Source organism: Dietzia aerolata, from assembly GCF_014144865.1.
Lineage (GTDB): Bacteria > Actinomycetota > Actinomycetes > Mycobacteriales > Mycobacteriaceae > Dietzia > Dietzia aerolata.
The window spans coordinates 1-11278 of sequence record NZ_JAALDM010000235.1 but is presented as its reverse complement, the minus strand read 5'-3'; the positions used below and the strand labels follow the sequence as shown (position 1 = coordinate 11278).

Below are 11278 nucleotides of genomic sequence, written 5' to 3'. Positions count from 1 at the left end.
ACCCGGGTCGCCGGGGTCACCCGGGTCGCCGGCGCCCTCGCCCCACGTGCCCAGGTCGTCAAACGTGTCCGTGGGGAACGCCGTCCACTCGGCGGCCGGGCCAAAGGTGTCGAACGGGTCGGTGTCCGCCGACGAGCCCTGGTTCCGGCGCAGCGTGGCGTCGATCGTGGTGACGTCGCCGCTGGTCCAGGCGCTGCCCGGGGCCTCGCCGACGCGGCCGAACGAGTCCACCACGGTCTCGCCGTGGTAGAGAACGATCGCATCATCGCCGTTCCACAGCCCCGCGCCGCTCGCCTGGTCCACAGGGAAGGTCGCGCGGTTGCTGCCGTAGACGAAGGAGTCACCGGGGGCGAGGGTTCCGGTCAGAGCTTCCGACGACGACGTCGTGTTCCCATTCGAGAAGACGTGCACCGAATATTCGGACAGATTGACCTCGGCCTCACCTGTATTGGTGATCTCTATGCCCTTATTGAAGCGCGACCCCTCGACGTACTCCGTGATGAGCAGCGGGGCGGCAGTAGCCTGGATGGCGGGCTGTGCGGTGGCAGCGGGTCCTGCGACAGCCAAGGAGCCGGCGAGCGCGAGTGCCATGGCACCGGCAGCGGCCCGAGACCTCAAATGCGTGGGATTCATTATCTGAAGAGCGTCCTCGGGTGGGCGTGGAATTGACCCGGCTCACGCTAGGCAGGCCCCGCGACCACTTCCCCACCCTCAGGTTTCCCTCAGATGAATTGCCGCCGTACAGATGTGGGCCGGATCATTCGACCTGGCGACTACGTCTCGACCTCTGAATTCGTTTGAGCCACGAAGTGTGTCGTACCCGTGGTGTCTACTGATGGTGCGGCCGGAACCTCCGGGTTCGGGCCAGCTCCCGGCGGCGTTGCCCGACGCCGGACCCCTCCACGAGAGGAGACACCATGCCCATGACATGGACCCCCACCGTCGACCGCGCACTCGCGGTGGCCGCCCGCGCCCATGAGGGCCAGACCCGCAAGGACGACCCGACCCCGTACATCGCTCACCCTGTCGCGGTGGCGATGATCGTGTCCGACTTCACCGAGGATGAGGACGTGGTGGTAGCCGCGATACTCCACGATGTCCTGGAAGACGTACCGCCGTCGGTGTACTCGGCGGAGGACATGACGGCCGAGTTCGGCGAGCGCGTCACCGAGATGGTGCGCGGGGTGTCGGAGGAGAAGACGGCCGGTGAGGAAACGCCACCGTGGCGGGTGCGCAAGGAGGGCTACCTCTCGCAGCTGGCCGAGGACTCTCAGGAGTGCTTGCTCATCTCGGCCGCGGACAAAATTCACAACCTGCGTTCCATGGCGGTGGCGCACGATCGGCAGGGCGAGGCCATGTGGGGCCTGTTCAACGCCGGGCCGGCCGAGAAGCTCTGGTTCTACGGTGCGATCGCCGACACCGTGTCCGAGCGGCTCGGCGATTGTGCCGCGTCGCGCGAGCTGCGCAGGGCGGTTGACGACGTGGCGTCGCTCGCCCCGGGGGCCTGAATGGCCACCCGGGATCAACTGTCCGGCCCGGACAGTCTCGCCCCGGGCCGACAATCCGATCCGTGGGACGCCTTCGGTCGAGACCTGAGCAGACTGTTGCGCGACCCCACCGCCGTCGGTGCGTTGGAGTTCTCAGCTCCCGGGAACGGGACCGACGGCCAGGACCGTTGCCTACTGCAGCGCGCTGGGGACGAGTCGGCCTGGGTCTCCCTCCGGCCGGGCAGTGAGACGCTGATCGAGGAGATGATCGTCTGGAACGACCGGTCTGAGCCGGACGAGCTCGCCCGCGCGGTGATGGAAGCCTGCCGGGATCGGCTCGGCGTCCCGCATCCTCAGTTGCTCACGCTGCGGGGTGAGGGAACTCTCGGCCGGCGCACCGGCCCCCTGCGTCTTGTCCGAACCGACTCCGTCCCGGTCGGGCAGGACCCAGCAGACGATCCGAGTCCGGTCGACGTGGCTGTGGAGGTCTCCGACCACGAGGACGCCCGCGACCGGTACGAGGCACTGGTCGAGCGGGTCACCGGGCATCCCTGTGTTGTGGACGATGACGGACACCTGGTGTTCGACCACGTCGGACACCAGATCCACATCGAGTTCCGCGAGGATCTTCCCTACGCCCACATCCGGGCCTGGGTTGCTCGCGGGGTGCGCTCCCGGGCCGAGGCGGCACTCGAAATCGCCCGACTGAACCTCGCCGATCCACACACCACCTGGGTTCTCGACGGCCGGCACGTTCTCCAGCGCACCACCGTTCCGGTCAGCCCGTTCCTCCCCCGGCACGCCCAGGGTGCACTCGAGCACTTCCTCTACACGTTCGCGTGCACGCGGGACCAGATCGCACACAAGCTCGGTCCTCGCTGACGTGCAGTGTCCGTGTCACCGGGTCCACAGCGTGACGATCTCCTGGTCAGAGATCAGCTCTCCACTCTGATAGATCGCCATTCTGTCCTCCCAGATCTGGTAGATGACCCCGCCGTTCACCACCGTGGCTTCACCATCCTTCACGGTGGGATCGGCGACCTCCAGACCCAAGCCGCTGGCGGAGCCCCGGTAGTAGTAGCGCCCGGTGTCACTATCGGTGCAGATCGAGAACGACGCTTGGGACGACCGACCGATCATCACGGCGTCGTCGCCGGACCGGCATCGGGACTGACGGTTATCGATCCAGCCAGACGAATCAGCACCCGCCGGATAGTCCGAGTTACGGGACGATTGCGAGGAACCCGATTGTGAAGACTGGGCATCCCGAGTGACGGTCACGGTGGCCTCACCCTGCGACGCATCGCCACCGAGCGTGTTCGGCACGGTCTGCCACCCGGAGGTGGTGTCACCCGACGCCGCCTGCCCCGCCCCACCTGCTCCAGCGGAGTCCGGGCGCAGGAAGAAGTAAACCAATGCGCCCGCCAAGCCCAGCACCACCACGATCAACATCGACACGACCGCGGTCATGAGCCCCGAGGAACCGCCGCCGGACCCGCGCTTGCCACCCATCGGCGGCGCTGGAGCGTAGCCGTACGAAGAACCGTTCTGCGCAGGATCAGCCCACCCCCAGTGTCCAGCCGAGGTGTCATCCCAACCCGGCTGGTCCTGCCACCCGTGGGTGTCGTCCCACCCCTGGCCACCCGTGTTGTCCGGCCCATCAGCCCAGCCGCCGCCACCGCCGCCGTGCGCCATCGAGACACCCTTCCGCTCCCCGAGCCCATCGCTCACAAGCCGACCACACACCGCAATTCCGCACCGATCACCCCGACCTGTCGTACCCGTGGGGCACCATGGCGGAGTGACCGGATTTCAGGCCCATTCCACCGCCGTCGCGGACGAGGTACGTCGGCTTCGAGCAGACGATCCCCTCGCCCGCATCACAGTGATCGTGCCATCATTCGGGGCCGCTCGGGACCTCGTCCGTTCCCTCGCACTCACCGGTGGCGCGGCGAACGTGACGGTCCGAACGGCGACCCAGGTCGTTGCCGAGCTGTCAGGACCGGTGCTGGCCCCTCGAGCGGCACTGCCGTTCCCACTACTCGCCGCGGCCGTCGACACCGCATTGGATGCCGACGCCGGACGGTTGGAGGCCGTGGCTTCAGAACCGGTCACCGGTCAGGCTATTGCTCGTGCCTGCCAACGACTGGGAACGGTCGAACCGGGATCAGTCTCGCCCGATACGCCGCTTCAAGCAGAGGTACTACGACTGTCCGCCGACGCGCACACGAGGACCGGATCGTCGTATTACACGCAGTTCGAGGCCGTGAGCACAGCGCTCGACCATCTGGATCGACTGGGGCGGGTGATCGTCGCAGCTCCGCTACGCGGGACCTCCATCGAGCGCCGACTGCGCGCTGCCCTCGAGGCCCGCGGGGTGACCGTGATTCCGGGGACCGGCTCGGAGAACCTTGCCTCCGCCGCGGAACCGGATACAGATGATGCGGTGACCGGCACCCACGTGCTGCATGCCTCGGATTCGGACGATGAGATCCGTGCTGTGGTCCGCTACGTCCGCTCGCGGATCGCAGGCGGGGTTCCGGGGCATCGGATCGGCGTGTACTACCCGTCACCCGACCCTTACCAGCGCCTGTTGCACCGGGCGTTCGCAGAGGCCGGCATCGCCGTCTACGGTCCGTCGGACTCCGGCGTCGGGCGCTCCGCCGCCGGCCGCTCCCTCATCCGGTTGCTAGAGCTGGATGCCGATCTGATGGATCGGGCAGAGCTACTGTCCATCGTGGCCGAGGGGTCCGTGGGCGCGACCGACGAGAGCGGGAAGCAGGTGTCCTCGCGTCGGCTGGAATTGCTCACCCGCACCCGATTCCCCGTGATCGCCGGCACCGACTGGGGTCGCCTCGCGGACGCCCTCAGAGCAGCCCCGGATAGTTTCAGTGATCGCGACCGGGCGGCGGCCGTTGCGGTTCTGCGGCTGGTCACCCGGATCCGGGACGGGCTGCGCGCGGTCGATACCGCGACATCGTGGAACGAGACCGCTGACGCGGTGGCGGCGCTCATCACGGCTGTCTGCCGCCAGAGTCCTGACCGTGCGGCCGTGCTGGCGGTCATCGCCTCGTTGACAGACCTGGACTCCGTCGCACCGGCCATCACCCGGGACCGACTCGTGAGCGCTCTGGCCGCCCGCCTCGACCCGATCACCGACAGAGTCGGGGACGAGGGCGCGGGCGTCGCACTGGGCCCGATCGACGACGCCGTGGGCCGCGATCTGGACACCGTGTGCATCGTCGGAATGGCGGAGGGTTTGCTGCCGGTACTGCAACGGCCCGACCCCCTCCTGCCGGAAGGCGCTGTCGACCTGCCTCCGGCCGAGCATCTCGACGAGCGATACCGGGTCCTGCAGCTCGCCCTGGCAGCCGGTTCCGAACACCGACTGTGTTCGTTTCCCCGGGGTTCGATGCGCGGTGGTGGGGACCGCATTCCCTCCCGCTGGCTCCTTCCCACGCTGTCGCGTCTGGCAGACACGAAAGTGCACGCAACCCGATGGCAAGCGGCCGCGGCGTCCTGCCCGACCGTCACCGCGGTGCCATCCTTCGTAGACGGGGTCCTCGCCCCGCCCTCTGTGCTGGGCTCGGATCCGGCGACATTTGCCGAACTGCGTATACGGCAGCTCGCGGGCAACGCCTGGCGAGTAGGCGACGACGCACCCGATCTGCTCGTTCGCGCCCACCAGCTTCGTGGGGACCGCCGGTTCGGGCGGTTCACCAGATTCACCGGTGACGTCTCCACCGCAGCCGACCTGCTGACAGTGCTGGATCGCCCCCTCTCCCCGACTCGACTCGAGGACTGGGCGCAGAGCCCCTACTTGTTCTTCATCAGCACCATCCTGAGAGTCAGGGTCCTCGACGACCCGGCGGCGGCGATAGATATGGATGTCCGCGACTATGGCGACCTCGTCCACAGGATTCTTCAGCGCTACATCGACGAACGGCTCGCCACCGGATCCGGGCCGGACCAGGATCTCCTGAAGTCTGCACTCACGGCGGAGTGCGACGCCGCGGTCGCCGAATCCCCCGGCCTGGTCGCCTCGCTGTGGCGCAGGCGCGAGATGCTGTTGGGTGCCGAACTCGTCCGGTGGTTCAACGAGGATGCCTCGGACGCCGCTAACGGCTGGCGCCCCGTCGCGACCGAACTCGACTTCGGTCGGGCGGACTCTTCTGGTGAAGTCCTCGAGATTCCCTATGAGGTCACCACCACCGACGGCCGCACGACTCTCCTCCTCGCCGGGTCGATCGACCGCGTGGACAACAAGTCCGGCGCAGGGCGCGTCACTGACTACAAGACCGGCAAAGCACCTGACATGGAGAGCCGGCCAACCGCGGAAGACCCCACCCTCGCGGGCACGAAGTTCCAGTTGCCTCTCTACGCCGCCGCAGCCGCGACCGCCCGTGAGCTGCCCGTCAGCGAAGCTCGCTACTGGTACTGCACCGAGAAGGGCAACTTCGAGCAGATCGGTCTGCCGATCACGGACCAGGTGTTGGACCGTGTCCGCGAGGACGTCGGCAACCTCGTCGATGCATTTCAGCGTGGATGGTTCCCCCTCAAAGGCGGTCGAGGATCCTCTCGCGATCTCGCCGCACTCCTCGGGGCGTCCGACCTGGACGACGCCTGGGAAGCGCTCTCGCGTACCGAGCCAATGGCCACCCACCCCGCATTCGCCGGCCTCCTACTCGCCGACCAGACAGAGACCGAATCGGAGTCGCCCTCATGACCGCCCTGTCCGACCAGCCGGCCCGCGATCGAGTCGAGGGCGACACCTCCGCGACCCTCTTCGTCGAGGCCGGTGCCGGCACCGGCAAGACGTACGCACTCGTGCGGCGACTGAGCACCCTGCTCCTGGTCGATGCCATCCCCATCGAGCAGATCGCTGCCATCACGTTCACGGAAAAGGCCGCAGCAGAGCTGCGTGACCGGCTGCGGGTGTACCTCGTCGACGAACGGGACAAGGGCGCACCGCTTGCAGACAAAGCGCTTGCCGGGTTGGACACGGCTGCGATCGGAACGCTCCACTCCTTCGCCCTGCGCCTGCTCTCGGAGAACCCGCTCGAGGCCGGAATCCCGCCCCGAGCCACCGTCCAGCAGGACACGGCCGCGTCGGCCGCACTCGACGCGCTATGGCAGGAATGCGCACTTCTGCTGTTCGGTCAGGGTCCGTCCGCGTCCCGGGAGGGCGACCTGGCCAGGGCGGTCGACGAAGTCCTGGACTCCGGGGTGTCCCCCACCGCGTTCCACGAGCTCGTCGAGGCCCTCCACCGTGACTGGGATCGGCTGCCGACCGACCCGCTCCACGATGGCACGCCACTGCCGTCCACCCCTGACCTCAGTGAAGTCATCGCGGCGGCCACTGCGATCGTCGGCTGGAAAGAGGCCTGCCAGGACGAGTCGGACCTGCTGTACGCCACCCTCGGAAAGCACGAGACCTGGCTCGAGAACCTCCACACCTCACTGGCCGATCCCACCGCGTCGCCCACCTGGTCAGAACTGCTGGGTTCCCCTGAATCCGCTGGACGCGGCGGCAAGGGCGCGAACTGGGGCGGCAAAGAGGTGCTCGACGAAATCAAAGGCGAGATCAGGCAGCTACCCGCCACCTGCGAGAAAATCATGCTCGAGTACTGGACTCCCCGGATCCAGCTCATCGTCGACGCGCTGACCGTCGTGGTTCGTCGGCATGCGAATCAGCGGCAGCGCCGCGGCACCTTGGAATTCCATGACCAGCTGGTTCTGGCCCGCGACCTCCTCCATGTCCCGCAGGTCCGTGAGCGGGTACGCGAGCAGTACCGTCGCATCCTCATCGACGAGTTCCAGGACACCGACCCCATCCAGTTGGACCTGGCCGAACTGCTCACCAACGCGGTGGACGGGAGCGGACCGGAGTCCGGCCGGTTGTTCACCGTCGGAGATCCCAAGCAGTCCATCTACCGTTTCCGCCGGGCCGACATTTCCACCTACCTCCGCGCTCGCGGCAGTGACGACAGCACCGAGTCCGGGGTTGAGGTAGAACGCCTGAGCACCAACTTCCGCTGCTCGCGAGCGGTCCTGGACTGGGTGAATGAGGTGTTCACCGAGATTCTGGTGCCCTCTGAGGGAATCCAGCCCGAGTACCGGCCCCTAGAGGCGGCCCCAGGGCGACCGCCACACGATCCGGCGCACGGCCCGGCTCCGTTCGTGTTCCGATCCGAGGAACGCCCCCCGCAGTGCCCGACTGATGCCGGCGACGCGGATGTGCGGCACTGGACCGAGGCCGCTGATGTCGCCCGGGTCATCGCCACCGCCATCAAAGAGGGATGGACCCACGAGTCCAAAACCGGGCAGCAGACACCGTTGAAGCTGGGCGACATCGCGATCCTGTTGCCCGCACGAACGTCGCTACCGATGCTCGAGACCTGCCTCGACTACGCGGGGATTGATTTCCGGACCGAGGCCTCGTCGATCGTGTACGGAACCCCCGAGATCCGCGACCTGCTGCTGGCGGTACGCGCGATGGCAAACACGGCCGACGAGGCCTCCCTCGTCGGGGCACTGCGGTCACCACTGTTCGGTTGTGGCGACGACGACCTGCTGCGTTGGCATGCGGCCGGTGGCACCTGGTCACCGGTCGCGCGGACACCGGAGGAGCTCCTCGACTCGCCTGTGGCCGAGGCGATGGACTACCTCGCCGGCTTGTCTCGTGAGACCCGGCGGCCCGGTGAACTGCTGGAACGTCTGGTGAGCGACCGCATGGTCTTTGAGTCCGTCGCCGAATCACCACGGCGCCGGGACCTCTGGCGGCGTATCCGCTTCGTCATCGAGCACGCCTGGCAGTGGGAGGAATCGGCAGCAGATCCCGCACGCGCGGACCTGCGCGAATACGCCGATTGGGCACTATCACTCACGGCGGAGGACGCGAGGGTTCCTGAAGCGGCGATCCCCGAGATCGGCGTGGACGCGGTGCGGATCACCACCATCCACGCCTCGAAAGGGCTGGAGTACCCGATGGTGATCATCGCCGGGATGAGCCGCAAGGTCCGAGAGGTCGCGCCCCGACTTCTGTGGACCGAGGACGAGAAGTCGCTGCCCGTCGCGCGGTTCTCGGGAAATGTGTACGACCCGGCGCACGGCCCGGTCGCCGAGCGGGAGAAGGAGCATTCCCGAGCGGAGAGGATCCGGCTGCTGTACGTGGCAACGACCCGCGCGGAGAGCCGCCTCGCCGTGTCCGGTCACGGGTATGCGCTGTCCAAGCAGAACAAGCCACTCGCGATGTGGGGCGCACTGTTCGGCTCGGTCGTCGAGGAGCCAGACGCCCCCGCCCTCGTGGAGTTCGGTCCACGCCTTCTCCAGGCCGCACCGGTTCCCGCTGTCGACGTTCCCGATCCCGCCGAGTGGGCCGAGCGCAGTCGTGAAGTGACAGTCCGTTCGTCAGAACGTGCGGGTTGGTCGGCGACCCGAATCGTGCATCCGGCCGATCTCACCGATCCCGACGCCCAGGGCACACAGGGTGCGCACGACACGGCGGTGGGCACACAGCAGGACGAGGACGCCGCGACACGGATGCCCACCCTTCCGGAGCAACTCGCGACTGCATTGAGACAACGCTTCGACCCGGCGCCCACACGCGCCGAGGAACTGCCGGCCAAACCCAAGAACGCTCCGATCGCCGCCGGTCCAGACGTCGGCACAGCCGTGCATTACCTGGCCGAGCACTCGGATCTGGCAGGCTTGCACAGTTCAGAGACGGACGCCTCAGAGGCAGTGGCGCAGTGGCAGGACTGGGCCCGGGACCAGCTCGTCGCGCTGGGGTTGGGCGGAAGCCTGCGAAGTGCCCGTGCGCCCGATGCGGTCGCCGAGATGGTGTCGGTGGCCCGAACCGCACTCACCTCCGATCCCGTCCGCCGAGCCGCCGGTCTGCGGCACTGGGCCGAGCTTCCGGTGGCCGGACCGCTGACCACAGCCGACGGAACGACGGTCGCGGTGGATGGTGTCGTCGACCTCGTGGTCGATGAGCCCGACGGCACACTGTCGGTCATCGATTACAAGACCGACGTCAGCGTCACCACCGACACCGTCGACGAATACCTGCTGCAGCTGTGTGCCTACGCGGAACTGCTAGGTGTGACCACCGGCCGAGCCGTGTCACGCATCGAGCTGGTGTTCTGCCGCGGCCCGCAGGCGTCGGTGGTGACGCGTCAGCTCAGCTGAGGTTCGTCCACGCCACGCGGCCGTCGAGAACAGCACCGACGGCCGCGTCGCAGGGATCGCCGGCCGTCAGTGACCGATAAACCTCGACGAGCAGGTCCACGACCGAGTCCCACATTCGGTGCAGCGGCTCGTCGCCGCCATAGGCCCAAACCGATCCCGCGTCCTGATCGTCTCCGATGACGACCGCGTAACCGAAGCCCCGGCGGTCAGCAATCGGCCACAGTCGGGACGCCCAGTGGACACTCGAGGACGGCCGGGAACCGAGACCGCCGATGGCCATGGCCTTCTCGAACTGCGCCGACTGCGCATCGAACCCCTGGCCTGCAGTTAAGGGCTCAGCGAACGGGAACAGACCCTCGACCGAATCCAACCCGGTCCGGTGAAGGTGCCACAAAAGTGTGCGGATGCCGGTGGCGTCGTCGACCCCGCAACTGTCGAGAAGCATGCCCGCCGGATCCGACGAGGAACGGGGATCATCAGACCAGGCCAGACCTGCGGGCCGAGTCCCGATCAGCGAGGCAAGGGCGTCACACAGTTCCCCGAGCTGCTCGTCGAGCACCGTCGATGCCTCGTCCAGCTCGGACATCGAGCGGCGAACCCGCGAGGCGGAGTGCTGAGGCTGCGAGGCAGTGCCGGCCGGGGACTCCACGTCGGTCGGGAAGTCGGTCGTGGATGGGAACTCGGCCGCGACAGAGTTGTGGGCGGTGCAGGCATCCTGCGTGTTCTCCATCGCGGAACTGATCCCGGCGAGGATGCCGTCGAAGGTGGCACCGAAGTCGGCCTCCCACTGTTCGGCAGGGGCGGACACGGGCTCAGCGGAAGGCGCAGGCGCAGGCGCACCTGTTCCATCCGGGTCACTCGCTGCGACGGACGTCGAACCGAATTCCGGGGCGTACGCAGTGTCGGACGCCGTCCCGGGCGCCGGGTCGGCGACGACGGGCAGCACACCGGTCACGTCGGCGAGTAGGTCAATACGGGCGCGGCGGGCGTCGTCGAGCCGTCGACGCTCGGACCGGGTGAAAGACATCACCGGCAGGGTGAGAAGGAGCGCAGCCTGCCGGCCGGTGAAACCGAACTCGAACTTCAGTGTGCGGCGCGCCTCGACCGGGGATTCAGCATCCCGTATCGCGTCCATCACGGCGTCGAGGTCCTCGACCGCCAGCAAGATGGCCTCTGCCTCATCCCAGGCGCGTTCGAGATCGTCGCCGGGTCCGAACCATCCCCCATCAGCTCTTATCGCACCCACGTACGGCCCCGTTCTCTCACTTACATCCGGCCCAACCGGCACCGAACGTTCGGAATCCTACGCGCATTCCGCGCAGCGAAGCAGCTCCGCTTCAGTCAGCTTGCACACACCGCGGGAGCACTAGTCGGACCAGGCATCGGGCTCGTGGCAGACAATCGCGCGGAGTCCGTTTCCACTCGGTCAACAGAGCCGAACAGCGAACCCACGATCGCCCGGAGACTGCGACCCGCGTTGCCATTCCCTTAGAGTCGGACGTCAGTCCAGGACGGGCTCAGAGGCCCGAACACGCAGTTGTGACCGATATCTCCCAAATTGTTCGCGCCGCTGACCTGCGAAAACTCAACGACACAACGCT

At 67.4% G+C, this 11278-nt stretch carries 7 protein-coding genes; 4 read left to right on the top strand and 3 right to left on the bottom strand.

Going from position 1 to position 11278, the window contains the following annotated elements:
- Positions 1–633, bottom strand: a 633-nt coding sequence (locus G6016_RS13575) for a lamin tail domain-containing protein (protein ID WP_182633164.1), incomplete at its 3' end; no start/stop codon positions are given.
- Between the two features lie 284 nt (positions 634–917).
- On the opposite strand from G6016_RS13575, the gene G6016_RS13570 reads away from it, so the two are divergent.
- Entirely contained in the window at positions 918–1508 is a 591-nt protein-coding gene (locus tag G6016_RS13570; protein ID WP_182633163.1) for an HD domain-containing protein, read from the top strand.
- Positions 1509–2369 carry a T3SS (YopN, CesT) and YbjN peptide-binding chaperone 1 gene (locus G6016_RS13565; RefSeq protein ID WP_241730310.1) on the top strand — a complete coding sequence of 287 codons (861 nt, stop codon included), beginning with the start codon at positions 1509–1511 and terminating at the stop codon, positions 2367–2369.
- Positions 2370–2384: 15 nt separating this feature from the next.
- Here G6016_RS13565 and G6016_RS13560 read toward each other — a convergent pair whose 3' ends face one another.
- Positions 2385–3218, bottom strand: a complete 834-nt coding sequence (locus G6016_RS13560; protein WP_182633167.1) for a hypothetical protein — start codon at positions 3216–3218, stop codon at positions 2385–2387.
- A gap of 70 nt (positions 3219–3288) precedes the next feature.
- On the opposite strand from G6016_RS13560, the gene G6016_RS17720 reads away from it, so the two are divergent.
- Positions 3289–6213: a PD-(D/E)XK nuclease family protein gene (locus G6016_RS17720; protein WP_338403613.1), complete on the top strand. Its 2925-nt coding sequence runs from the start codon at positions 3289–3291 to the stop codon at positions 6211–6213.
- Positions 6210–9677 (top strand): UvrD-helicase domain-containing protein, encoded by a 3468-nt coding sequence (locus G6016_RS13550; protein WP_182633162.1) that lies wholly within the window; start codon positions 6210–6212, stop codon positions 9675–9677. Before G6016_RS17720 ends, G6016_RS13550 begins: the two co-directional genes overlap by 4 nt.
- Here G6016_RS13550 and G6016_RS13545 read toward each other — a convergent pair.
- On the bottom strand, positions 9670–10923 hold the full coding sequence (locus G6016_RS13545) for a DNA gyrase subunit A (protein ID WP_182633161.1): 1254 nt from the start codon (positions 10921–10923) through the stop codon (positions 9670–9672). The genes G6016_RS13550 and G6016_RS13545 overlap by 8 nt on opposite strands.
- Positions 10924–11278: the final 355 nt, after the last annotated feature.

Bases quoted from the DNA above. Each gene is read 5' to 3' on its own strand.
- G6016_RS13570 (WP_182633163.1), top strand. From the start codon at position 918: ATGCCCATGACATGGACCCCCACCGTCGACCGCGCACTCGCGGTGGCC.
- G6016_RS13565 (WP_241730310.1), top strand. From the start codon at position 1,509: ATGGCCACCCGGGATCAACTGTCCGGCCCGGACAGTCTCGCCCCGGGC.
- G6016_RS13550 (WP_182633162.1), top strand. From the start codon at position 6,210: ATGACCGCCCTGTCCGACCAGCCGGCCCGCGATCGAGTCGAGGGCGAC.